The sequence below is a fragment of the Streptomyces sp. NBC_00019 genome (assembly GCF_045041015.1).
GTDB lineage: Bacteria > Actinomycetota > Actinomycetes > Streptomycetales > Streptomycetaceae > Streptomyces.
In genome coordinates this window covers 10,860,563-10,885,527 of the sequence record NZ_CP108302.1, presented here as the reverse complement: position 1 = coordinate 10,885,527, position 24,965 = coordinate 10,860,563, and the positions used below count along the sequence as shown (strand labels likewise).

Here is a 24,965-nt window from a genome sequence, read left to right as displayed (position 1 = left end):
GTCGCCACTGACTGCCCGACACCAACCGCCCCCGGGGGAACCAGAAGTGAAGACCATCCGCACCCACGGCCGCAGAGCCGCCGGTCTGCTGACCACCGCCGCCCTGAGCACCGCCCTCCTCACGGTGACCGCTCCCACCGCCGACGCGGCCACCACCTGCTCGGGCGGCGTCAACATCTACGGCGTACTCGGCGACGGCAGGCTCACCTTCAGCCAGATCAACCCAGCCACCGGCGATCTCGCCAAAGTGCTCGTCGGACCGGACCTCGGCTTCGAGCCGCAGGCCATGGCGACCCTGAACTTCAACACCGTCCTGATGACCTCGACCAGCGGCGCCCTCTACCGCGTCGACATCAGGACCAACAACACCAGCCTCACCCTGCTCAACCCGCCGGTGAGGATCGCCGACAGCGGCTGGACCCACGACAAGCTGACCTACGACGGTCACGGCCACATCTACGGCACCACCACCTCCGGCCTGCTGCTGCGCTACAACGTCACTGAGGACAAACCGGCCGGCTCCCAGCACATCGGCGTACGCACCGAGATCGGCACCGGGTTCGTCCTGAAGACCCTCACCGCCACCGGCGACGACCGGCTCGGCGCCACCACCGAGGACGGGCGGCTGCTCGACTACACCGTCGCGGGCGCCGGTTCCTGGAAGAGCAACTCTCTGAAGTCCTCCGGCTGGTCAGGCTTCAACCAGCTCGTCTCCCCCGGAAGCGGGCTGTACTACGGACGGCTCTCCACCGGGGCCATGTACTGGTACAAGGACGCCAACCCGACCGACGGCTCCGGCGCGGACATCTCGTACCACCTCGACGACCCGGTCAACACCAGCGGCTGGACGCAGAAGCTGCTGTCCGCGCAACCCGGCACCTACACCTGCACGACCTCCGTGGACACCGTCGACCGCGGCAACATCACCGAGGTCAAGGCGGCCGGGCGGCAGCTGATGAACCAAAAGGACGCGGCCTGGGCCAACGCCTCCCAGTGGGCCTGCCTGGAGAACCTCTGGGACCACGAGAGCGGCTGGCGCTGGAACGCCACGAACCCGTCCTCCGGCGCGTACGGCGTCCCGCAGTCGCTGCCCGCCTCCAAGATGGACTCCGCGGGCGACGACTGGCACGAGAACCCGCTGACCCAGATCAGATGGGGTCTGAGCTACATCGACGGCCGCTACGGCTCTCCGTGCAACGCGTGGAACTTCTGGCAGGCGAACAACTGGTACTAGGACCGTAGTTACGGGCTTACGGACACGGCACAAGGGCGGCGCCCCTCAGAGGAGGGAGTGCCGCCCTTCGTCGTGCGGGCGTGCGGGCGGGCGTGCCGAGGGGGATGGACATCGTCTGCCGGTACGGCGCCGCCCCCCGTCCCTGGGCCGGGCATGCGCGCATGCCGAAAGGGCCCCGCCGGTGTCGGCGGGGCCCTCGGGGCGGCGCGGCAGGGCCAGGGCGTCAGGCGATCTTGTTGTAGCGCAGGGCCACGTACGCCGAGGCCGGGTGGCTGTCGATGGTGCCGCTGTAGGCGTTCGCAGACCGGTAGTTCATGTCCGAGTCCGGGCTGCCCTCGGAGTAGTAGTAGAAGGTGCCGGCGTCCTGGTCCTTCCAGCCCGCGAAGAGGACCGCGTGCCCCTCGCTGCTGGAGTTCAGCGCGTCGCCGGGCCGGAGGTCGGCCTTGGAGATCTGCGCGGCGGCATTGTCGAGCGTCTGCGTCGTCAGCGAGGAGGTGAGGTGCCAGGCCATGGAGACGAAGCCGGAGCAGTCGGTGCGGTAGGTGTCGTCGCCCTCGATGTCGGTGGCGTAAGCGCTCTGGCTGTACTGGATGTTGCGGTTGTACCAGTCCTTGGCCCGGGTCATGACCTCGCTGCGGTAGATCGTGCCGCCCTGCACGGAGTGCGGCGGTGCCGGGGGCACGTAGGCGCAGTTGTCTGCGTACGCCGACAGCAGGCTCTGCGTCCAGCCGGAGGCGTCCACCGGGTCGCTCGGGTGGTACGCGATGTCGGAGCCGTCCGCGTCGGTGGGGTCCGAGTCGTGGTACCAGTACATGCCGCCGTTGGTGCGGCCGTAGTAGAGGCCCCCGCCGGGGGAGGACAGCGAGTCGACCGCCGACCAGCCGCTCGACTTCAGCACCGCGCGGTCCCAGTCGTTCACACCGTTGATCTTGTAGCTGAGCAGGCGTCCGTCCGAGGTGGAGGCGATGATGCGGTCGTCGCCCGCGGCGGCCAGCGTCTTGAGGACGAAGCCCGTGTCGATCACGACATGCTGGCCTATGTGGGCCGACCCGGAAGGCTTGTCCTGCGACACCAGGTACTGGTGAAGCTGCCCGTCGACCGTGCCGTAGAGGTGGCCGGCGCCGTCGTAGACCATCTTGTCGAAGGTCCAGCCGCCGTCCCAGATCTTGGTGACTCCGGCGAGCGCGAGGGCGGTGTTGTTGGTCTGGATGTCGACGCGGTAGAGGTCACCGGCCGTCGAAGTGACCAGCACCGTGTTGAAGTTGAGCGTCGCCATCGCCTTCGGTGTGAAACCGAGGTTCGGGCCGATGAGTGTCTTCACGCGGTCGCCGGTGTTCGGCTCGATCTGCGAGTACGTCAGTCGGCCGTCCGCCAGTGTGCCGTAGATCGACACGTTCCCGGTGCACGAGGCGACGGCCTGCGCGGCCTCGCCGGCGACGGTGACCAGCCCCAGGGACATCGCCCCGACGGCCAGTGCGGCGGATGTACGGCGAATGACGTTGCTCAGCTTCATGGTCTCTCCTGCGGCACGGAAGTCGAGTGGGCGAACGCACGTCCCTGGCCCGGACAGCTGCCCTGCAGGTACAGCTGTGAGGGTTGTTCGCGGGTGTGGCGCCCGGTGTCAGGAACTACTCTCGCCGCAGGTCAGGGGTGCCGGAAGAGAGATCCGATGGCCGCAAACGTCCCTGGCCGGTTGCGTCCTGACGGGGCGTTCGCCCATGACAGCGTCCAGGCTGGGCGGGCTATGGGGCCAGCCAGTCCCGCGGACGAAGCACGCCGGTCGATACCCTGGGCCGGCTGCTCGTAGCCGACCTGTAGAACCAGGCGAGCCGCACTGCGCACTCAAGCCTCAGAGAAGGGCCAGTCACGGCTGCGCCAGAGTGATCAGCTTGCGCTGACCCCTTGCCCTCGGCCCGCCCTGGTGCTGGCGAGTCCGCCTGGCCGTCGCGCAGGACCGACTGGAGGAACTCCGCGGCCTCTTGGCGGCAGGAGCCGACATCCACGAGGAGTACAACGGGTTCACTCTCCTGCATCGGGCCGTCGACGGAGAGATCGACGGGCATGTCCAGACCGGGGAGCCCCTCCATGTGGACGCCACGTGCTTCCCACGGTCTCAAGATGCAGATCCCACGCGCCGTGGTGCGCGGCTCGGCCTGAGGTCGCCGACGGGCCTGGGCGAAAGTTTCGGGAGCGCTCCCAACTCCCGGCGCCCGTCGAAAGGTTGCGGACGTGCGCGCCTGAGCTGCGACTTCGAAATCGATTCGATCCATTAGGGCGCACAGGGTTGTCAGGGACATGGACGGACTTCTACAGTCCGACCCGAACCGGTGGGCTGGGAGCGCTCCCATCAGTGGGGAGGTGGGAGCGCTCCCCCACCGGCCCCGAAATCCGAGCCACGTTCGAGAGAGGCACTGCATGCGACCGTTACCGCACCGTCCCCGCCCCGCGCGCGGCCTGTTCGCCGCGCTGCTCTTAGCTCTCGCCGCGCTCGCGGCTCTCCTCGTCGCCGCACCGTCGGCCCAGGCCGACACCACGATCTGCGAGCAGTACGGCTCGACCGTCATCCAGGGCCGCTACGTCGTACAGAACAACCGCTGGGGCACCAGCGCCACCCAGTGCGTCACCGCCACCGACAGCGGCTTCCGCCTCACCCAGGCCGACGGCTCGGTGCCCACCAGCGGCGCCCCGAAGTCGTACCCGTCGGTGTTCAACGGCTGTCACTACACGAACTGTTCGCCGGGCACCAACCTTCCGGCGCAGCTCAGCACCATCTCCAGCGCGCCCAGCAGCATCTCTTACGGCTATGTCTCGGGCGCCGTGTACAACGCCTCGTACGACATCTGGCTGGACCCGACGCCCCGCACCGACGGCGTCAACCGCACCGAGATCATGATCTGGTTCAACCGGGTGGGCCCGATCCAGCCGATCGGCTCGCAGGTCGGCACCGCCACCGTCGGCGGCCGCACCTGGCAGGTGTGGACCGGCAGCAACGGCTCCAACGACGTGATCTCCTTCGTCGCTCCCTCGGCGATCAGCAGCTGGAGCTTCGACGTCATGGACTTCGTCGACCAGACCGTCGCCCGGGGGATGGCGCAGAACAACTGGTACCTGACGAGCATCCAGGCCGGGTTCGAGCCGTGGCAGAACGGCGCCGGACTCGCCGTGAACTCCTTCTCCTCCGCCGTCAACCTCGGTGGCGGCGGCGACCCGGGCGGCCCCGGTGACCCGACCACGGCCTGCCAGGTGACCTACGCGACCAACGTCTGGCAGGGCGGCTACACCGCCGACGTCACGGTCAAGAACACCGGTACCACCGCCCTGAACACCTGGCAGCTCGGCTTCACCCTGCCCTCCGGACAGCGCGTCACCAGCTCCTGGAACGCCACCCTGTCCGGCTCCTCCGGCGCGGTGACGGCGACTCCCGTGGCGCACAACGCGCAGATCGCCGCCGGCGGCAGCCAGACCTTCGGCTTCCAGGGCACCTACAGCGGCACCTTCGCCAAGCCCGGCGCATTCGCCCTGAACGGCACGGCCTGCACCAGCGCCTGACCCCGCCGGCGCGCCGCACCGGCCTCCTCCGGGGCCCGCCCCCCTTCCCGCACCGACGGGGGCGGGCCCCGGCCCCCACGTCCGCCCCTCCGGCCCGCACCCGGAAAGGCCGCACCCCATGAGCCCGAGCCGCACCGTGTCCGCACCCCGCCCGCCGACCTCACCCCCCAGCGGGCCCTTACGTTCCCGGACCTGCCGCCCCGCCCTCGTCGCCGCACTGTGCGCCGCGACCCTCGCCGTGACCGGTCTTGCCGCCGCCCCGCCCGCCCAGGTCCCGACGGCCGCCGTCGCCCTGCCGTACCAGGACCCTTCCGTTCCGGTGCCCCAGCGGGTCGTCGATCTGCTCTCCCGGATGACGCTCGACGACAAGCTCGGGCAGATGTCCCAGATCGAGAAGGACGCGCTCGTCCCGCAGAGCGACCTCGCCACCTACCGCATCGGCTCGGTGCTCTCCGGCGGCGACTCGACGGTCAGTCCCAACAACGCCCAGACCTGGGCCGACACCTACGACTCCCTCCAGCGCACCGCCCTCACCACCCCGCTCGGCATTCCGATGATCTACGGCATCGACGCGGTGCACGGCCACAACGCGGTGCGCGGCGCCACCCTCTTCCCGCACAACATCGGCCTCGGCGCCACCCGTGACCCGGCGCTGGTGCAGCGGGTCGGACGGGCGGTGGCCGAGGAGGTGGCCGGTACCGGCATCGACTGGTCCTTCGCGCCCTGTCTGTGCGTGGCCCGCAACGACCGGTGGGGCCGCACCTACGAGTCGTTCGGGGAGAAGCCCGAACTGCCCACCTCCATGGCCACGTTCGTCACCGGCATGCAGAGCACGGCCCTGGGCGGCGACCCGGCGTCGGTGCTGGCCACCGCCAAGCACTACATCGGCGACGGCGGCACCACCGGAGGCGTCGACCAGGGCAACACCGAGCTGTCCGAGGCCGAGCTGCGCGCGATCCATCTGCCGCCCTTCCAGGAGGCGGTACGGCGGGGCGTGGGCTCGGTCATGCTGTCCTACAGCAGCTGGAACGGCGTCCGCTCGCACGGGCACAAGTACCTGGTCACCGACGTGCTCAAGGGCGAGCTGGGCTTCACCGGCTTCGTCGTCTCGGACTGGGCCGCGGTCGACCAGCTGGACGGGCAGAGCGGCTTCACCGGCGCCGAGATCGCCACGGCCGTCAACGCCGGCGTCGACATGGTCATGGTCCCGCACGATTACAAGAAGTTCCTCACCCTGCTGCGCGGCGAGGTGAGCGCCGGGCGGATCCCCGTGGCCCGCGTCGACGACGCCAACCGGCGCATCCTCACCAAGAAGTTCCAGCTCGGCCTGTTCGAAAAGCCGCTCACCGACCGGTCGTTGACCCCGACCGTGGGCTCAGCGGAGCACCGGGCCCTGGCCCGGCAGGCGGTGCGGCAGTCGCAGGTGCTGCTGAAGAACGACGGCGCGATCCTGCCGCTGGCGAAGAACGCCAAGCTGTTCGTGGCCGGCAAGTCCGCCGACGACATCGGCAACCAGAGCGGCGGCTGGTCCCTGGGCTGGCAGGGCCGCAGCGGGCCCGTCACCGAGGGCACGACCGTCCTTAAGGGCATCCGCGCCGCCGCCACCGACCCGTCCCGGATCACCTACGACCGCTACGGCAACGGCATCGACGGCAGCTACACCGCCGCCGTCGCGGTGGTCGGGGAGACGCCGTACGCCGAGATGCACGGCGACCGGCCCGGCGGCATGGGGCTGGACCAGGAGGACCTGCAGACCCTCAGCCGGCTCAAGGCCAGCGGGGTGCCCGTCGTGGTGGTCTTGGTCTCCGGGCGCCCGCTCGACATCGCCGCCCAACTGCCGGACTGGCGCGCCCTGCTGGCGGCCTGGCTGCCGGGCACCGAGGGCGGCGGAGTGTCGGACGTGCTCTTCGGCGACCACGCCCCGACCGGCAAGCTCCCCATGACGTGGATGCGCAGCGCCTCCCAGCAGCCCATCAACGACGGTGACGGCAAGAGCCCGCTCTTCGCCTACGGGCACGGCCTCACCTACGGCGCCGGTCCCGACCCCGACCCCGACCCCGATCCGGATCCTGACCCTGACCCGGAGCCGCAACCCGCGCCCTGCACCGCCCAGTTCAAGGTCGTCTCGGCCTGGTCCGGCGGCTACCAGGCGGAGATGACGGTCAAGAACTCCGGCACCGGCCCGCTCACCGGCTGGTCCGTCGCCTGGGATCTGGGCGGCTCCACCGTCACCAGCCTGTGGAACGGCTCCCTGACCGTGACCCAGGGCCGCGCGACCGTCCGCAACGCCGCCCACAACGGCGCCCTGTCTCCCGGCGCCACCACCTCGTTCGGCTTCACCGCGAACGGCGGCGCGGGCACGCCCGCTCCGCAGTGCACCGGCTCCTGACGTACGACCGGCACGCCCGCACGTACCACCGAGGAGGGCCCGATGACCAACCCGACCAGAGCCGACGGCGCCTGGCTGCCGCGCAAGCGCCGACGACGGTCGGCAGCCCTGGGCACCGCCCTGGCCACCCTGATGCTCGGGGTGGCCGGCCAGATCGGAGGACAGCCCGCGGCAGCGGCGGAAGCGCATGTCGACAACCCCTTCGCGGGGACGACCTTCTACCTCAACCCCGACTACGCCGAGCACGTGGACACGTCCATCGCACAGACCTCCGACGCCGCACTCAAGGCGAGGATGGAGAAGGTCAAGAGCTATCCGACCGCCGTCTGGATGGACCGGATCGCGGCCGTCCACGGGGGTGAGGCCAACGCAGGACGCAAGAGCCTGGCCGACCACCTCGACCTGGCGCTCGCCCAGAAGAAGCCCGAACAGCCGATCACCGCCACCTTCGTGGTGTACGACCTGCCGGGACGGGACTGCGCCGCCCTCGCCTCCAGCGGCGAACTCCCGCTCACCCAGGCGGGCCTGGACCGCTACAAGAGCGAGTACATCGACGTCATCGCGAACGTCCTCAAGAACCCCAAGTACCAGGACATCCGCATCACCACGATCATCGAGCCCGACAGCCTGCCCAACCTGGTCACCAACACCGCCGACCCCGAGTGCGCCCAGGCCAAGAGCAGCGGCATCTACGTCAAGGGCATCCAGTACGCCCTGGACAAGCTGCACGCGATCCCGAACGTGTACACGTACCTGGACTACGCGCACTCCGGCTGGCTCGGCTGGGACAACAACCTCACCCAGACCGTGCAGCAGTACACCGAGGTGGCCAAGGGCACCGCGGCCGGACTGAGCAGCGTCGACGGACTGATCACGAACGTCGCCAACTACACGCCGCTTGAGGAGCCGTTCCTGACCAACCCCGACAAGACGGTCGGCGCCAACATGGTCAAGTCGAGCAAGTTCTACGAGTGGAACCCGAACTTCGACGAGGTGGACTTCACGAAGAACGTGCACCGGGCGCTGGTCTCGGCGGGCTGGCCCGCCTCCACCGGCCTGGTGATCGACACCTCCCGCAACGGCTGGGGCGGCGCCGCGCGGCCCACCGCGGAGAGCACCAGCACCGCCCTCGACACCTACGTCAACGAGTCCAAGGCCGACCGCCGCGCCCACCGCGGACTGTGGTGCAACGCGAGCGGAGCCGGGCTCGGGCAGCCGCCGCAGGCCGCGCCCTCCGGATACCCCGACTCGCACCTCGACGCCTTCCTGTGGGTCAAGCCGCCGGGGGAGTCCGACGGGGCCAGCAAGGACATCCCCAATGAGGAGGGCAAGCGCGCGGACCCGATGTGCGACCCCGACTACACCGCGTCCAACGCCGGCAACAACAAGACCGGGGCGCTGCCCGACGCACCGCTGGCCGGCCACTGGTTCCACAACCAGTTCCTGATGCTGGTCCGCAACGCCTACCCTGCCGTGCCGACGGGCGGCACCGACCCGGGTGACACCACCGCCCCGACCGCCCCGACCGGACTGCGGGCCACCGCCAAGACCGCGAGCAGTGTCTCCCTGGCCTGGACCGCGGCCACCGACGACGTGGGCGTGACCGGGTACGACGTGTATCGCAACGGCACCCGGGTCGGCTCGCCGGCCGCCGGCACCACGTACACGGACACCGGGCTGAGCGCCGCCACGGCCTACAGCTACACCGTGCGGGCCCGCGACGCGGCCGGCAACGTCTCCGCCGCCTCCACCGCCCTGAGCGTCACCACCGAGACGGGCGGCGGCCCCGACCCGGCAGGCGGCCTCAAGGTCGCCTACAAGAACAACGACTCCTCGGCCACCGACAACGCCATCCTCCCCGGCCTGCGGATCACCAACACCGGCAGCGCCGCTGTCGACCTGACCGGGGTGACCGCCCGCTACTACTTCACCCGGGACGGCGGCTCGTCCACCGTGAACGCCTGGTGCGACTATGCCGCGGTCGGCTGCTCCAACGTCCAGCTCAGGGTCGTCCCGCTGAGCACCCCGGTCGCGGGCGCGGACGCCTATCTGGAGGTTCGCTTCTCGGCCGGCTCGCTGGCCGCGGGCCGGGACACCGGTGACCTCCAGCTGCGCATGGCCAAGTCCGACTGGTCCGCGTTCAACGAGGTCGGCGACCACAGCCGCTCCACCGCCACGTCCTACACCGACACCCCGGCGATCCCCGGCTACCTCGGCACCACCCTGGCCTGGGGCGCACCGCCCGCCTGATCCGCGTACCTCCCCACACTCCCCCGCCCGCCCGGAGCGACCTCTTCCCCGGGCGGGCGGGGGCTCCACAGCGGACCGCAAAGGAACGACAGGAGGCACCATGGTTCGACGCAGAAACCGGCTCCTCTCCTGGGCGGCGGTGCTCGCCACCCTGCTGAGCGGCCTCGGTCTGGCCCTGCTCGGCCAGGGCAGCGCGCAGGCGCACGGGGTGGCGATGACGCCCGGATCGCGGACGTATCTCTGCTACCAGGACGCCAAGACCGGCACCGGCGCCCTGGACCCGACGAACCCGGCGTGCAAGGCCGCGCTGGCCGAGAGCGGATCGACGGCGCTGTACAACTGGTTCGCCGTGCTCGACTCCAACGCGGGCGGGCGCGGCCCCGGTTACGTACCGGACGGCAAGCTGTGCAGCGCCGGTGACCGCTCCCCGTACAACTTCACCGGCTACAACGCCGCTCGCTCCGACTGGCCCCGCACGCATCTGACCTCCGGGAAGAGCATGCAGGTCCGGTACAGCAACTGGGCGGCGCACCCGGGCGACTTCCGGGTGTACCTGTCCAAGCCCGGCTACTCGCCCAGCACCCCGCTGGGCTGGAGCGACCTGGAGCTCATCCAGACCGTCACCAACCCCGCCCAGTCGGGTTCGGTGGGCAGCGACTCCGGTCACTACTTCTGGAACCTGAACCTGCCCGCGGGCCGCTCGGGCGACGCGGTGCTGTTCATCCAGTGGGTGCGCTCGGACAGCCAGGAGAACTTCTTCTCCTGTTCCGACGTCGTCTTCGACGGCGGAAACGGCGAGGTGACCGGCATCCGCGGCTCGGGCGGCAACCCGACGCCCTCGCCGACTCCCACGCCGACGCCCACCCCGACCGACCCGCACACCGGCTGCATGGCCATCTACTCGGTGACGAACGCCTGGAACGGCGGTTTCCAGGGATCCGTCCAGGTGATGAACCACAACACGTCACCGATGAACGGCTGGGCGGTGCGCTGGCAGCTCGGCACCGGCACCCGGCTCAGCCAGGTCTGGAACGGCACGCTCAGTACCGGATCCGACGGTACGGTCACGGTCACAAACGTCGACCACAACCGGACCGTCGCGCCGGACGGCAGCGTGAGCTTCGGCTTCACCGCCACCTCCACCGGCAACAACCATCCGGTCGGCTCGATCGGCTGCGTCAACCCGTAACAGGTTCCGCCGAGGCGCCAGCCCCCGCACCGCGGGGAGCCGGCGTTTCTCGACGCCCGCTCGTGCCGTGGCCCGCGTGCCCGCGCGTCCCCGGAAGGGCCATGGGCCTTTGCACATCGATGAAGCCCACGAGGACCGTGGACAGCCGAAGGGATGCGCGGTTGTGGGTGGTCAGCGCGATCCGGCGGGCGGGGTACCGGGTCAGCCGGCGCATCGCCAGCCGCTGAACCAGGCTCCCGGCGGGGGGTCAGCACCCCGATCTGCCGCGGGAGTTCGAGCGGGGAGCCGTCGGTGCCAGCGGACCAGGCCGGCCAACCCCACCTGGTGCGCTCGTAGACCAACACCGGTTCACCCGTGTTGGTGGATGTGGCGCTGCCGTGGAGGCGACCGGATCGCAGCGCGCGGGATCGTTGTGTCTCCCAGCGTTCCGGGGCGCCGGCGAAAGGCCGCAGCGGAGCCTGCTGTGCCATCCGTGGTGTGTGGGGCGTCCGTCATGCCACGACAGGACGACAGCCCACCACCCTGACCACCCAGCACCCTCACAAGGCCACCGCGTGGCCGCGCGTGCAGGAACGCAGCCGATGCGAAAGTCCAGCAACTGCCGCCGCGGCGGCGGACAGCGAGGGCGGCCCTGGCCGCGCGGAATCCACGTGGTGGCCTGCGACAACGCGAAAGGCCCCGAGGAGACGCCTGACGGATTGGGAAGCCATCCTGGTCCGGCGTTCCCACGGGCTCACGTACCGGCCTTCCGGGCAAGGTGGGTCGGGCGTGCGCCCGGTGGAAGAAGACGGCAACCGTGTCCTCACCCTGTCCCGCCTTGCCCCTGCCCGAGCCGATGCGCGCCGTACCGGTCAACGACCCCGCGCTGCCCGCGGGGATCACACCGTCTTCCCCTACGTCTTCCTGGACGCCACCTACTGCAAGGCCCGGGTCAACCACCGGATCGCCTCGCAGGCCGTGGTCATCGCCACCGGAATCTCCGCCACCGGGCACCGAGAGATCCTCGGCGTGATGGTCGGCGACAGCGAATCGAAGCTGTTCTGGACGAAGTTCCTGCGCTCGCTGCGGGCCCGCGGCCTGGAGAACGTCCAGCTGGTCGTCTCCGACATCCATAGCAAGCTGGTGGCCGCGATCCGCACCGTCTTCCTCGGCGCGGCCTGGCACTGCTGCCGCGTCCACTTCGTCCGGGACGTCTTCGCAGTGATCGAAAAGGGCTCGGGAGAGATGGTCGCGGCTACCATCCGCACCATCTTCGCGCAGACCACCGCCGCGGAGCCGAGCATCCCCAGGCGCCCACCGTCTCACCGATGTGGTGACCTCGACGGCGAGCGCGGTGCAGTACAGACGACGGCAAGACCCCCACACCAAGGACCCGGTAGCGGTCGGCTCCGCTGCGCCCGATCACCGGCTCGAGGCGCCACCACTTCACCGCGTGGGCTTCCACCTCGCGCAGGGGCTCTCGGCATCATCGCCGCGGGCGCGGTGTCCGGCCGCGCCAGGAGGCACTGGACGGCTCGGCCAGAGTGGTGCCCGTTTTGCCCGCGGACACTAACCCTTCTCGGATGGACGCACCGGAGTGCACCGGCTATACCCGCGGCTTAGCTTCGCAGTGATATGCCGCGGGCCGTCCGGACGCGGCGCTCCAGGCGGCGAAAGGAAACTCCATGGCAGTCGTGATGACCTTTTCCTGGCCCGAGATCACACCCGACGTCTACGACGCGGTGCGCAAGAAGGTGCACTGGGAAGAAGACGCACCGGACGGGTGCGTGCTGCACGCCGCCTGGTTCGTCCACGGCGGCCTCAACGTGATGGACATCTGGGAGTCTGAGGACCACTTCAACCGGTTCATCCAGGCCAGGATCGCCCCCGTACTCAAGGGCGAACTGGGCGTGCAAAGCGACCCCGAGCCGAAGTTCTACCCCCTGCACCGGCGCTTCGTCGCCCCCGGGGTCAGCGGCGCCAGCTCCTGAGGTACGCCTTGCGCGTGAGGGGCCGCGTCAGCGATGCCTCCTCGGCCTTCGCCCCGCAGAACCGCACCAACGTCACCGCCACGGTCTTCTCAGACTCCGACGGCGACGACGTCACGGTGCGCTCGTGGAGTCAGCCCGGCCTCCAGCCCGGGGGAAGGGGGACCACATCGACGAAGAGCGTCCGGTCCTGGAGTTCGGCGGGCTCGGCCGAGGAAGGCGGCAGGGCGGGGATCCCTTCCACCTCGCGGACCCGGAGGCGCAGCGGGGCGGTGCCCGGCGGCATGTGCAGGACCGACGGGGTCTCCGGGCTGTCGGTCGTCACCCTGGCGGAGAGCGGACGCCAGGCCGGCACGGCGACAGCGGCCGGCGAGCCGAGGTCGACGAGGTCTGTGGCGCCCGGGACGGTGCCGGCCGGGCCGTGCGCTTCTTCCAGGACGGCTTCCAGGCGGTTGGGCGGCCGGGGGCCCGTACCCAGCAGGGAGATGCGCAGGTCGGGACCAGTGCGCTCGACGATCAGCCGGCGGTCGGGCAGCAGCCGCACCGGGTCGGCCACCACTACGGGGGACAACGACATGCCGCGCAGGCTGTTGGGCTGGAACCGGGCCAGGGCCAGCCGGACGAACGGCGCGTAGGAGGGGGCCGCCGCGGGCGGGGTGATCTCGATGTCCGCGTACCAGCGGTCGCCGTCGCGGGTGACGGCGTACGGGACGAGCAGCACCGATGTGCCCAGATCGGCGGAGGCGGCGGGGGGCTCGCTGAATCCGGTGAACCATTCCTTGGCGGCGAGCGGCGGGAGGGGCTCGGACGCGAAGAGCGGGTCCCGGCCGACCTGGGTCACCGGCATCTCGGGGGCCGCGCCGGGCGCGGCGGACAGGACGGCGACACGTTCCCCTTCCCCGGTCGCGTACCACGGGCCCGCGAGCTCCACGCGGAGCCGCCGGGAAGCGCGGACGCGCTCGATCCGCGAGCCGGCCGTCTGCGTGTCCCAGCGGAAGGACGGTGTGGTCGACAGCAGCACCAGGTCCGGCGGGGAGGCACTGGAGGGGATGGTGACGGTGTCCTGGGCGAGGCTCAGCTGGAAGGCGTCGTCCGGGTCGTCCTCGTCGAAGTACGCACGGAAACGGCTGATCGCCTTGAGCGTGTAGATGACCTTGCGGTGCTTGGTGTCGCCGAACTCGTGGCGGATCACCGGCGCGGGCGGATCGCCCCGCGCGACGGTCTGCCCGTACACGTGCGCGACGCCGGCGCGCGAGGACGTTGATGGCGAGCCGCTCGGGCTGGGGTCGTTCGTCGCCAACGACCGCCGCCAGGCTGCCAAGCTGAGCCCCGAACGCCGTGAGGCCCTCAACGTGTTGGGGATGCGCTGGTAGACGGTACGGGAGCGGCCAGTGGCGGGGTCACTACCCGGCCCCAGGAGTCTCCGGTTCTTCGCCCAACGACTCCAGCCATCCGGCTGTCCTCTGAGTGTCGGGGTGGTCTTCTCCTAACACCCGGCGCCGACGCTCCAGCGTGTCCTCACCCAGCGCACGCGCCTCTCTCACTCGACCTGCATCCGCCAGATCGACGGCCAGGTTCGACACCGTGAGCAGCGTGGACGGATGCTCCAACCCCAACACCCGACGCTGCACCTCCAACGTCTCCTCCCCCAACACCACCGCCTCCTCCACCCGACCCACACCCGCCAACCAGACTGCCAGCCCGGTCGCCGTAAGCAGCGTGGACGGATGCTCCAACCCCAACACCCGACGCCGCGCCTCCAACGTCTCCTCCCCCAACACCACCGCCTCCTCCACCCGACCCACACCCGCCAACCAGATGGCCAGGTTCGACGCCGTGAGCAGCGTGGACGGATGCTCCGGCCCCAACACCCGACGCCGCGCCTCCAACGCCTCCTCCCCCAACACCACCGCCTCATCGACACGACCCACAGCCGCCAACTCGACGGCCAGTCCGGCCGCCGTGAGCAGTGTCTCCGGATGCTCGGACCCCATCACCCGACGCTGCAGTTCCAGCGTCTTCTCGTCCAGGGCGAGGGCTTCCTCGTACCGTCCCACCGCCCACAGCCGGACGGCAAGGCTGTGGGCGCTGGCCAGGGTGTCGGGGTGGTCGTCACCGTAGAGGCGTCGGCGGCGCGCGCGGGTGTCTTCGTCCAAAGCGCGGGCGCGTTCGTAGTCCTGGGTGTCGTTGTATGCGCGGGCCAGGTGGTGGGAGGCCCGCAGGGTGTCGTCGTGGTCTGGGCCCAGCTGATGCAGGCAGCTGTCATACAGCCGCTGCAGCCCCTCTCGGGCCGGGCGGGCCTGCCCACGGTCCATCAGATACCAGCACGCCTCAACCACCACGAACCGCCCCCAGCTGGTGGTGAGCCGGGCGGGGTCGAGGGCCAGGGCGTGCGGGAGCAGGACCTGCCAGGCGGACCAGAACCGCGGCTCACCAGCCCGGCCGGGGTTGGCTGCGGTCAGGAGGGCTTCGGCGCCGGCCCGCGCCTGATCGTGCTCCTGCTCGGTCATCTGACCCGCAAGGATCTCCTGGGTGAGGCGGTGCAGTTGGAGGGTGCCGTTATGGACCCGGGCCAGGCTGTGCCGGCCGATGGCTCGTAGGGCTTTGCCGGCGGCCAGGCGGCTGGCGCAGGTCTCCTGCAGGGGTGGGGAGGTGTCGGCGGGTAGGTTTCCCGTGCAGTTGGTGGCGGGGAAGGGCTCGGGAGCCAGCAAGGCCAGGGCAGCCAGCAAGGCAGCCGCGCCGGGATGTTTGGCTGCCAGACGGGCGGTGGTCAGGCGTACCTGGGCGGCCAGCGAGACGGGGTAACCGTCCGGCGGGTCCGCATCCAGCACTTCGGCCGTGCTGCGTGCCAGCTCGGCTCTCAGGTCCGCGGCCGACAGGCCGTGGATCGTCAGCAAGGCGGCCGCCTGCGCCAGCGCCAACGGCAGATCATCCAAGGTCGCGGCGATGTCATCGGCGTCCGCGTCGGCCAGGCCCGCGCCCAGGGACCGCAGCAACGCCACGGACTCGATCCTGGAGAGGGTGTCGACGTCGAGAGGGATGGCGTGGGTATGCCAGTGCGGATTGCGGGAGGTGATCAGCACATGCCCGGTCCCGCCCGGCAGGAACGGGGCGAGCGCGTCGGGGTCTTCGGCGTTGTCGAACACCAGCAGCCAGCGTGAACGGGTCCGCAGTTCGGCGAGCAGCGCGGAGACCGCGTCGGCGGGCGGTGTGCCCGCGGGCGCGGCACCCGTGTGCAGGGCCAGCGCGGCAAGCTGGTCGGGGATGAGCGCGGGGTCCTCCGATGCCACCCACCACACCAGCTCGTACTCACCCGCGAACCGGTGTGCGTACTCGATCGCCAGCTGCGTCTTGCCGACCCCGCCACGCCCGTGCAGGGCTTGCACCGCCACCCGCTGCCCGGACGCCAGCGCTTCGCGCACCCTGACCAGCATGCCGTCGCGGCCGGTGAAAGCCGCGTTGCGGGCCGGCACATTCCACACCCGCGGCAGACTCCCCGGCAGCCGCGGCCCGCTCCCGCTCACCCGGGCCAGCATCCCCGGCGGCCGCGGCGGCGCCTGGTCCGGCCGGGACGGACCCTCGATCGCCCGCAACAGCGCCTCGCGAGCGGCGTGGTCATCCAGCCCGAACACGTCCGGGGCCAGGAGGAAGCTCAGGATCGCCGGCGGGGCGGTCTTGGCGATCCGGACCGGAGTGATCTTCTCCTTCCTGGCGACCATGGCGGCCCACTCCGGGGTAGTGAATCGCTCCGGCTCGAAATACGCCGGCGAGAACAACGCCAAAAACCGGCCCCGCTCCAGAGCCGCGTTCATCTTCAGAACAAAGTTGTCGCCCGCACCCCAGTCCCAGTAATCCAGCTCGACCTCGTGCCCGGCGTCCAGGAGCTGCCAGCCCACCCATTCCGCCCACGCCCGATCCGCACCCGCATGACTGATGAACCATCGCTGATCCGACATCCCGTCAGATACCTTGCCGGACCAGTCGATCGCGCTCATCGTGTCCCCCGAAACCACGCCGCCGTGCTGCGCTCCAGCGTAGAGGGCCAGAGCATGCGGGGACCTGGTCTTCACGGCGCTCAGTCCAAGGCGCGGGCGTGGTGGTGCCGGTACGACGTTCGCAGGGCGACCGGTGGGCGGGGTCCCAAGGAGTCAAGGAAGCTGCTGACAACAGCAGCGAAGCCGACCGGGTCGGTTTCGTGGACGGCGTGGCCAGTCGGCTGCTCGATGAGCTGTGCGTGAGGGCGTCGTGCCGCCATGTCTTTCGCGTGCTGGCTGCTGAGAACCGAGCTGCGGCTGCCGCGGATCAGCAGGGCAACCGCTGGCAAGCCAGTCGCTCCAGTGGCTGCCGTTGAGTTGCTGCTGAGAGATGATCATGTCCTGCGGACTGAAGGAGAGGCCCCACCCGTCGGGGTATTCGCGGACAGCGTCGGTGAGGTGGTTCGCTGACGCCCCGAGACCCTCCAGAAGCCCGGCGCGGGTCGGGGCTCGATGCGGCCAGGACAGGCTGAATGACAGGTCATCATCGACCTCGGCGCCGATGTCTTCGATGATCAGAGCGCGGACCAAGTGCGGGTAGCGAGCGGCAAGTTGGTAGGCGTTGACGCCTCCCAGTGAGGCTGCGCCAAGCTCGTTTTTGCAGTTCAGTGGGGCTGGTGTGATGCGCCGGTGAGGTCCTCACGCTGGTAGGCGGAATGATCGTCGGGGCGAGATCGTCCGCCCGTCCCGTCACCGCTGTACTTCGCTGTTCGCCAGGACGAGCAGGGCTCGCAGGAGCGTGGTGGCCTGCCGGGTGTCGGTGCGGAGCTTGGTCAGGGTCCGCCATGACTTGAGGTTCGCGAAGCCGTGTTCGTTGGCGGCGCGTTCGCGGCTGACCAGGCGGTTCGTCTCCTTCTCGGCAGCGGTCAGCTGGTGGTTGCGGGTGGCCTTGCGGCCGGTGATGATCACCGGGTCGTCGTCGGGTTTGTCGTCGAGGCCGACGAAGCCGAGGTCGGCCAGGGCACCGAGGCCGGCTTCCCGCAGGTGTCCGGTGATCTTGTTGTGGCGGGCGGTGGTGATCTCGCTGGACCGGCCGGGCCTGGCCGCGGAGATCCAGATCAGGTTGCCCTTCTCATCGGTCAGCGCGAGAAACAGCAGGCCATGGGCCTTGTGCTTGCCTGAGTAGTTCTTCCGGTCGTCCTTCCCGGTGCGGCGGTGGGTGCGGATCAGGGTGCCGTCGAGGAGGACCACGACCCCGCCGCTGCGGGCGATCTTCTTCAACGCCCGGTCCAGGCGCGGGGACCGGGCGGCCAGCAGCTTCACGACTTCCTTCACCCAGCGGCGGACGGTGGACTCCCCGACACCGTTGCCGCCGGCCATGTCGGCCAGACGCTGGTCGTGGCGCAGGACGGCGAGCACGATGACGGCCTGCCGGCCGGGTTCGGCCTTGCGCCAGGGCGAGCGCATCTGGTTCCGGCGCCGGCGTATCAGGTCGGCGACGAGGCTGATGGTCCGCTTCGACAGCGGGAGGCGGACCTGGTAGACAACTTCCTGAGTGTCCCCGGCGGGCTGGTTTTTGCTCACACATCTACCAACTCCCGCCGGGGGCCCTCGCGTTACGGCAGGAATCGGCCCGTCCGGCCGTCGACACCGCTGGTCAGCGGGGTCGGTAGCGGCCCGATGCGGTGCGGACGAGCCAGCCACGGTCGGAGAGTTTGCGCAGCTGGCCCCGGACCGGCTCGATCTTCGCCGGGGTCGTCTCCCGGCCCAGCGCGAGGGCGACATCCTTGGCCATCACCGGACCGTCCGCCCCGGCCACGATCTCCATGATCCGGCGGTACTCCGAGGTCAGGGCCTCCAGCCCCATCCCCTCGACGCGATCGGGCACCACCCGCATCCCGCCCGCACCCGGGCCCACCGTCACAGCAACCGGCTCCGGCTCCGGCCCCGGCGACACGAAGCCCGGCGGTCGCCGTCCACCGTCGGTGGCCTCGGACCATTGCCCGAACACCACCTCGGCGGCCTCCAACCGGGCCACCTCCAGCTCGAGTTCACCCAGCTCCTTGCGCAGGAGTTCGGCACGTTTCGCCAGCTCAAGCCGCCGCTCGATCGTCCACGTCAGTACGTCCGTCATGAACATTCCTCCCGACGCGGAACCTACGCAGCAGCCCCCGACCCTCACGCCAGAACCCGCGAGAACGCCCACGCCAGACGATCTCGTGCTAACAATCAGGCCACCTGTCAGCGTGAGCACCTCACCGGCGCATCACACCAGCCCCACTGAACTGCAGAGACGAGCTTGGCGCAGCCTCAATGGTTGGGGCTCATTCATGGCGATAGCTCCGGCCCGGGAAGTGGGATGAGGAGGCAGTCCATCAGCTGCCGGACGATACGGGGGTCGACGGCGAGCTCATCGTGTGGGAGGCGGGCCGGCTCGCGTTCACGCGTCTCCAGCAGCACATGCACCACCGCGACGCGGCCACAGCCTGCGCGGCCGTCGCACCAAGTAGCGGCCCACGGAAACCGCACACCGCTCAATCAACCTGCACACACCACATACACGCAGGTCAGACAGCGACTCCCCCTCAGTCCTCACTCCGAGCACCGCAGCCACCCCGAAACCCCCCTCAGGAAAACAGAGAAGCCCCAGCTCGCAACGACGGCAACCACTCAGAAAAACTAGGCGACGACATCGAGTTCCGTACTCAAAGGGGACGGAGTGCTGACACATCCGTGCTGGCACGAGTCCCGAGGGCCAAGGGCCGGCTTCGCGGCAGGGTCCGGTGTCCGGCAGCATCCGCCGACCACTCATCGCAGGCAGCGGCGCCACGATGGTCGTGGCGCCGCTGGTGGAGGATAGGTTCGCCGTGGGTCAGACTGCGCAGATGACGTAGAGCGTGCCCGAGCCCCCGGCACCGCTCGATGTCTTCAGATCGCCCTTCCAGCCGATGGGCGTGCGGGCGGAGTTCTGCACCGGCTCGGTGCGGCCCACGTGCGTGGTGGAGGGATTATCCGCTCCCACGCCGCCGCCCGTGGCCACCCAGCCGTCAGGGCAGTAGAGCGTCGCCTGGTTCGAGAAGTACATCGTCTTGACGAACGAGGAGGAGGCCGCCGCGTCGGCCGGGGCCGAGGTGACCACGACCAGGGCGAAGAGGGCGGAGACAGCGGCCGCGAGGGCGTAGGCGGTGCGTCGGACAGTTGCGCTCATGAGGACTTTCCCTTCCAAGTGTGGTCCGTCCGGCGGTTGAACCGTCCGGAGGGATGCCGTGCCTGAACTGTCCCGGAGCGCAGGTGCTGGCCACATCGGTGCTCGCACGGGACCCGGTATCCGTGCCTGTACGGATACCGGGCGCCTTGTTGCGCCACTACCGTGTGCCCATGTCCTGGCCCCGTCGTCTCTCGTCGGCCACGGCCTCGCTCACCGCCGTGGTGAGCGTGGCGTGCTGCGCCGTGACGGCCGCCGCGCCGGACGTCTCGGCCGGGCTCGTGTTCGCGCTCGTCTCGGCGGTGCTCGCCGGCGCGCTCGCCACCGGCCTCGGGCTGTTCGTCTCCCGACGCCGCCCCGCCAACCTCGTGGGATTCCTGCTCACGTTCATCGGTCTGGTGCCGCCGGTGCAGACCCTTCTCGACGCCTACGCCGAGGTGAGCCTGTCCCGCCCGCTGCCGGGCGCCGAAGCGATCCATCAACTGGCCGCGGGGCTGTGGACGCTCTGGTACGCGCCGGTGCTGCTGCTGATGCTGTACTTTCCCGGCGGCCGGCTGCCTCCCGGCCGCTTCCCTCGGCTGGTGCTCTACGGCGTGCTGAGCGTCACCCCGGCCTTCATCCTCGTCGCCGCCCTCGATCCGACCGCGTACGACCCGCCGTTCGAGGAGTTCGGGCACCCTCTGCCCACCCTGCCGGCGCCGGTGATCTGGCTCCTTGTGCTGCCCCTGCTCGTGCTGTTCATGGCCTTGCTCATCTCGTCGGCGCTGGTGATGCGCCACCGCTATCGCACGGGCGGCCCGGTCGAACGGGCGCAGCTGAAGTGGTTCAGGCTGGGCGCGGTCGCGCTGCCCGGCACGCTGCTGCTCTGCTGGGTCAACTACCTGCTGTTCGGCGAGCTCACCGCCCTGATCTGGGTGGGTCTGGCCGCTCTCGCGATCGGCGTGCCCTCGCTCACCGCGCTCGCGATCCTGCGCCACGACCTGTACGACGTGGACCGCACCACCAGCGCCATAGTGACCTGGGGCCTGCTGAGTGCCGGGCTGCTCGCCGTCTACAGCGCGGTGTCCTTCACCGGCGGCCTCGCGCTGGGGCGGGGCAGTGCGGTGGTGTCGGCCGGGGTGACGGCGCTGGTCGCCATCGTCCTCGTACCGGCTAAGAACCGCCTCCGCCGCTCGGTGGACCGGCGTTTCTATCCCGTGCGGGAGCGGGCCCTGGCGGCCGTGGCCGCGCTCGAGCGCGAGGTGCACGCCGGGCGGGCCCGGCCCGAGCAGCTGGAGGAGGTGCTGCGGGACGCCCTGCGCCAACCCGGCCTGCGGGTCGGCTTTCTGCTGCCGGGCGGCACGGAGTTCCACGACATGTCCGGCTCGCCGGTGGCCGGGGGCATCGAGGTGCGGCTCGCCGGGCGGGCCATCGGGATCCTCGACGGGCCCTGTCCGCGCGAGGTGGCCGACGCCAGCGCGCTGCTCGTCGAGACCGTACGGCTCCGGCTCGAACTGCGCCAGGCGCTCGGCGAAGCGGAGGCCAGTCGCGGCCGGCTGCTGCGGACCGGATACCGCGAACGCCGCCGCCTGGAACGGGACCTGCACGATGGCGCCCAGTCACGGCTGGTCAGCCTCGGCATGGCGTTGCGGCTCGCGCAGCGCCATCTCGACGACGGCAGTGTCGACGTCGACGGACTCCTCGACCAGGCCGTGGCCGAACTGGGCACGGCCGTCGCGGAATTGCGTGAACTGGCGCACGGCCTGCGGCCCAGCTCCCTCGACGACGGCCTCGGCCCCGCCTTGGAGTCCCTGACGCTCAGGGCTCCCGTGCGGCTCGACTGGCGACTGGAGGGACGTGTCCTGCCCGACGACGTCGCCACCACCGCGTACTACGTCGCCAGCGAGGCCGTCACCAACGCCGTCAAGCACGCCAAGGCCACGAACATCGGGGTCGTCGTCGGCGCTGACGACGACGGAACGCTGCACGTGAGCGTCGAGGACGACGGGCGCGGCGGCGCCGACCCCCGCCGGGGATCGGGGCTCGCGGGACTCAGGGACCGGGTCGCCGCCCTCGGTGGCGTCCTGCACATCACCAGCGGCCCCGGCCAAGGGACGACCGTCAGGGCGGTGCTGCCATGCGTATCGTGATCGGTGAGGACTCCGCCCTGTTCCGGGAGGGCCTGGCGCGGCTCCTCGCGGACGCCGGCCACGACATCGTCGCCCGCGCCGCCGACGCGCCCGCGCTCGTGGCCGCCGTCCTGGAACACCGCCCCGACCTAGCCGTGATCGACATCCGCATGCCGCCGGACCTCACCGACGACGGCGCGCGCGCAGCCCGGCAGATCCGCAAGACCCGTCCCGAACTCGGCATCGTGCTGCTCTCGCAGCACATCGAGACCCGTAACGCCGTGGAACTGGTCGCCCAGGGCCGCTTCGGCTACCTCCTCAAGGACCGGGTCTTGGACGTCGACGACTTCCTCGACGCCCTGGTCCGGGTCGCCGCGGGCGGCACCGCGCTGGATCCCGAAGTCGTCGCCCGCGTCATCGGCGTCCGCCGCGACCCCCTCGCCGCGCTCACCCCACGCGAACTGGAGGTCCTGGCCCTGATGGCCGAAGGCCACACCAATCTGGGCGTCGCGCGACGGCTGTGGCTGACCGAGCGGACCGTGGAAACCCATGTCGCCTCGATCATGGCGAAGCTGAGCCTCGGCACCAGCACGGAACACAACCGCCGTGTCCTGGCCGTCCTCGCCTACCTCACGGCCCGAGGGGCCAGATAGGCCGGCCGACCATGGCAAACCCTCCAGCGAAGCGCATGGTGGAGCTGGTTCGCACCGAAGCCGCGCTGTGTTCGGTGGTCAAGTCAGGATTGAGCGCCCGGTCCGTATTGCTCGGCGGCGGCAGCGCGTCAACAAGGGAGTCGGCCGAGTGGGAGCAGTTCCCACGGCGGGCAGGGGCCGTCTCAGTCCTTCCGGCGGGTTGGGACGGCGTCATCACCGAAGGACGCGGAGAGCGCCTGTGCGATCAGGTCGGGCAGCTTGGGGTGTCCGTCGCTCTCGGCCCAACGCGTCAGCGCGGTGTGCATCGCGGCGAGGCAGGCGCTGGTTGCCGCCTGGGCGCGGAATGTGGCGTCGGGATCGGTGGCGTCGGCCTCGAGGGCGTTGACGATGGCCTGTTGCAGCGCGTACTGGCTGTCGAGGTGCCGGGCCCGCAGCGCAGGCGTTGAGACCATGAGCCGGAGGCAGTCCAGCAAGAACAGCTCGTTCGCCGCCTGTTCGTCCCCGTTGCCGCCGGTCAAGGCCGCGGCCGCGTCGATGACGGCGCTGCCGACGCGCTGCACCAGGGGTTGCGTCGCGGAGGACGCGGCGACGTGCTCGGCGATGAGCTGGGCGGGCTGGTCGATGAGGACGAGGTCTTCCTTGGTGGGGAAGTGCCGGTACACGGTCATGGCCGAGACGCCGGCGGCCTCGGCGACGTCAGCCACCGTCACCGCGTCGTAGCCGTGGTCGGTGAACAGCCGCACCGCGTGCGCTTGGACCAGGCGCCGGGTCTCGGATCGTCGTCGTTCCCGCAGGGTTGGATGCCGCTCACTCATATGCTAGACACTACCATCATGTTAGTAACTAACACATGGGTGGGGTGAAGGCGTGGGCGACTTGATGGGCAGAACGGCGCTGGTGACCGGCGCGTCGCGCGGCATCGGGCAGGCAATCGCGGCTCGACTCGCGGCCGAAGGGGCCACGGTCATCGTGCACTTCGGCACGGATGAGAGCGGGGCGGCGGCGACGGTCGCCGCAATGGAACGCGCCGGCGGGACCGGCTTCGCCGTCCGAGCCGAACTGGGCGTGGACGGTGACGTCGAGACACTTTTCGCCGGCGTGGAGGCCGGCCTGACCGGTAGGCCGCTCGACATCCTCGTCAACAACGCGGCAGCCGCACCGGCCGGCCCGCTCGGCGAGACGACCCGGGCACAGTTCGACCACTTGTTCGCGGTGAACGTGAGAGCGCCGTACTTCATCATCGAACGCGCGCTGCCACTGCTGCGCGACGGCGCCAGGATCATCTCCATCTCGTCGATGGCCACCCGGATGGCCAACTCGTCCCAGACATCGTTCGCCATGACGAAGGGCGCGATCGAGACCATGAGCAAGACCCTCGCCGCCCAACTCGGCCCCCGGGGAATCACAGTGAACGCGGTCGCTCCCGGGGCCACCCGGACGGCGACCAACGGAGCCGTCTTCGACGTGCCGGGCCTCGCCGAACAGATATCCAACATGACGGCGCTCAACCGGCTGGGCGGGCCCGATGACGTAGCCGACGTGGTCGCCTTCCTCACCTCCGACGCCGCCCGCTGGGTCACCGGCCAGACCATCGACGCCAGCGGCGGACTCTTCCTCGGCCCACACCTCTGACCAATCACGGCCGAGCAACGGCGGCGCGCCATGCAGCTCCACGCAGCGTTCCAGCTCCGTGACATCCGTCCGCAGAGCCCGCGCGGGAACCCGTCTGGCGGGCCACGTCGACCGGGGGTTCGCGCTGCCTGACGTCGTGAACAGTTCGGTTTCTGCGGCGCTCCGAGCGCCGCCCCATCTCGTGTACAGGTGCTGTCGGTTCTCGGACTCTAGTCCAATTTCTGTGACCCGTGACTGTGGGTGATCACTTAGATGTCGAAGAGCGCTTCCTCTTGTGGAGGCACCTTAGGGTCCAGGACACCGCGAAGGCGGTTGAGGTCGTGGCGCCACTTCGGGCCGTTCGCAGCGTCGTCCCAAAGTTCGGCGAGTTCAGACCGCTCGGAGGCCACTTGGTCCAGCGCATCGACGGCGAGCGTTCGCAGGTCTGCGGGCAACTCTGGCAGCGGCTCTGACGGACCGTAGTCCAACCACGCGAGTTCGCCATCAGGGTGCTGAGCAACGACCAGAGCGGCCGCGGCCACTGCTCGCTCGCCGTCGGAAGTGTCCAGGAAGCCCCCAGGGCCAGCGGCGCGTTTGAGCGCGCCGCGGATCAGGGTTTCGCGTTCTTCCAGGGCTGCCTCGTCCAGGTCACTTCCGAAGTCGGCGGCGGTGTCATTGTCGAAGGGGCCGATGTCCCAGGTGCCCATTTCTCTCCCCGCTTGGCCATTGAGGGATCGTCGCATTGGCCACCGACAGTGAGGTCAGGAGGCAAGCAGTACACGCTTACGCAGGAGCTTGAAGCCCGCGCGACCGTGCATCTGCCGCTTGAGCATTGT

General features: G+C 70.1%; 17 protein-coding genes and 1 pseudogene. 10 read left to right on the top strand and 8 right to left on the bottom strand.

The window, feature by feature from the left end:
• Positions 1-46 precede the first annotated feature (46 nt).
• Positions 47-1,234: a tachylectin-related carbohydrate-binding protein gene (locus OHU89_RS50585; protein WP_405653583.1), complete on the top strand. Its 1,188-nt coding sequence runs from the start codon at positions 47-49 to the stop codon at positions 1,232-1,234.
• 223 nt (positions 1,235-1,457) lie between these two features.
• Here OHU89_RS50585 and OHU89_RS50580 read toward each other — a convergent pair whose 3' ends face one another.
• Positions 1,458-2,747, bottom strand: a complete 1,290-nt coding sequence (locus OHU89_RS50580; protein ID WP_365414213.1) for a hypothetical protein — start codon at positions 2,745-2,747, stop codon at positions 1,458-1,460.
• Positions 2,748-3,649: 902 nt separating this feature from the next.
• Between OHU89_RS50580 and OHU89_RS50575 the strand changes: the two genes are divergently transcribed.
• From OHU89_RS50575 to OHU89_RS50550, 6 genes and pseudogenes are all read left to right on the top strand, one after another.
• On the top strand, positions 3,650-4,783 hold the full coding sequence (locus OHU89_RS50575; RefSeq protein WP_405653580.1) for a GH12 family glycosyl hydrolase domain-containing protein: 1,134 nt from the start codon (positions 3,650-3,652) through the stop codon (positions 4,781-4,783).
• A 238-nt stretch (positions 4,784-5,021) separates the two neighbouring features.
• A complete protein-coding gene (locus tag OHU89_RS50570; protein WP_405653577.1) occupies positions 5,022-7,172 on the top strand; it encodes a glycoside hydrolase family 3 N-terminal domain-containing protein in 2,151 nt (716 codons plus the stop codon).
• A gap of 42 nt (positions 7,173-7,214) precedes the next feature.
• Positions 7,215-9,422 carry a glycoside hydrolase family 6 protein gene (locus OHU89_RS50565; protein ID WP_405653575.1) on the top strand — a complete coding sequence of 736 codons (2,208 nt, stop codon included), beginning with the start codon at positions 7,215-7,217 and terminating at the stop codon, positions 9,420-9,422.
• Between the two features lie 100 nt (positions 9,423-9,522).
• Positions 9,523-10,611 (top strand): lytic polysaccharide monooxygenase, encoded by a 1,089-nt coding sequence (locus OHU89_RS50560; RefSeq protein WP_405653573.1) that lies wholly within the window; start codon positions 9,523-9,525, stop codon positions 10,609-10,611.
• Between the two features lie 888 nt (positions 10,612-11,499).
• Positions 11,500-11,880: pseudogene (locus tag OHU89_RS50555) on the top strand (transposase); the annotation flags it as partial.
• Between the two features lie 395 nt (positions 11,881-12,275).
• Complete coding sequence (locus OHU89_RS50550) at positions 12,276-12,581, top strand: hypothetical protein (RefSeq protein WP_405653572.1); 306 nt, start codon at positions 12,276-12,278, stop codon at positions 12,579-12,581.
• A gap of 130 nt (positions 12,582-12,711) precedes the next feature.
• Here the strand turns inward: OHU89_RS50550 and OHU89_RS50545 are convergent, their stop codons facing one another.
• The 5 genes from OHU89_RS50545 to OHU89_RS50525 all read right to left on the bottom strand — a co-directional run bounded on the left by OHU89_RS50545 (position 12,712) and on the right by OHU89_RS50525 (position 19,760).
• A complete protein-coding gene (locus OHU89_RS50545) occupies positions 12,712-13,812 on the bottom strand; it encodes a hypothetical protein (protein WP_405653570.1) in 1,101 nt (366 codons plus the stop codon).
• Positions 13,813-13,981: 169 nt separating this feature from the next.
• Complete coding sequence (fxsT, locus tag OHU89_RS50540; RefSeq protein WP_405653567.1) at positions 13,982-16,534, bottom strand: FxSxx-COOH system tetratricopeptide repeat protein; 2,553 nt, start codon at positions 16,532-16,534, stop codon at positions 13,982-13,984.
• A 768-nt stretch (positions 16,535-17,302) separates the two neighbouring features.
• Positions 17,303-18,136: a transposase family protein gene (locus OHU89_RS50535; RefSeq protein ID WP_405653565.1), complete on the bottom strand. Its 834-nt coding sequence runs from the start codon at positions 18,134-18,136 to the stop codon at positions 17,303-17,305.
• 73 nt (positions 18,137-18,209) lie between these two features.
• Complete coding sequence (locus OHU89_RS50530; protein WP_405653563.1) at positions 18,210-18,686, bottom strand: hypothetical protein; 477 nt, start codon at positions 18,684-18,686, stop codon at positions 18,210-18,212.
• Between the two features lie 738 nt (positions 18,687-19,424).
• A complete protein-coding gene (locus OHU89_RS50525) occupies positions 19,425-19,760 on the bottom strand; it encodes a hypothetical protein (protein ID WP_405653561.1) in 336 nt (111 codons plus the stop codon).
• A gap of 170 nt (positions 19,761-19,930) precedes the next feature.
• Between OHU89_RS50525 and OHU89_RS50520 the strand changes: the two genes are divergently transcribed.
• Both OHU89_RS50520 and OHU89_RS50515 read left to right on the top strand, forming a co-directional pair.
• Positions 19,931-21,886: an ATP-binding protein gene (locus OHU89_RS50520; protein ID WP_405653558.1), complete on the top strand. Its 1,956-nt coding sequence runs from the start codon at positions 19,931-19,933 to the stop codon at positions 21,884-21,886.
• Positions 21,874-22,518: a response regulator gene (locus OHU89_RS50515; protein WP_405653556.1), complete on the top strand. Its 645-nt coding sequence runs from the start codon at positions 21,874-21,876 to the stop codon at positions 22,516-22,518. The genes OHU89_RS50520 and OHU89_RS50515 overlap by 13 nt, the downstream gene beginning before the upstream one ends.
• Positions 22,519-22,700: 182 nt before the next feature.
• Here OHU89_RS50515 and OHU89_RS50510 read toward each other — a convergent pair whose 3' ends face one another.
• Entirely contained in the window at positions 22,701-23,333 is a 633-nt protein-coding gene (locus tag OHU89_RS50510) for a TetR/AcrR family transcriptional regulator (RefSeq protein ID WP_405653554.1), read from the bottom strand.
• 52 nt (positions 23,334-23,385) lie between these two features.
• Here OHU89_RS50510 and OHU89_RS50505 point away from each other — a divergent pair, with 52 nt between their 5' ends.
• The gene (locus OHU89_RS50505) at positions 23,386-24,150 is read left to right on the top strand and encodes an SDR family oxidoreductase (RefSeq protein ID WP_405653552.1); all 765 of its coding nucleotides are present in this window, start codon (positions 23,386-23,388) and stop codon (positions 24,148-24,150) included.
• A 248-nt stretch (positions 24,151-24,398) separates the two neighbouring features.
• Here OHU89_RS50505 and OHU89_RS50500 read toward each other — a convergent pair whose 3' ends face one another.
• Positions 24,399-24,836, bottom strand: coding sequence for a DUF4259 domain-containing protein (locus OHU89_RS50500; RefSeq protein ID WP_405653550.1), 438 nt, complete (start codon positions 24,834-24,836; stop codon positions 24,399-24,401).
• Positions 24,837-24,965: the final 129 nt, after the last annotated feature.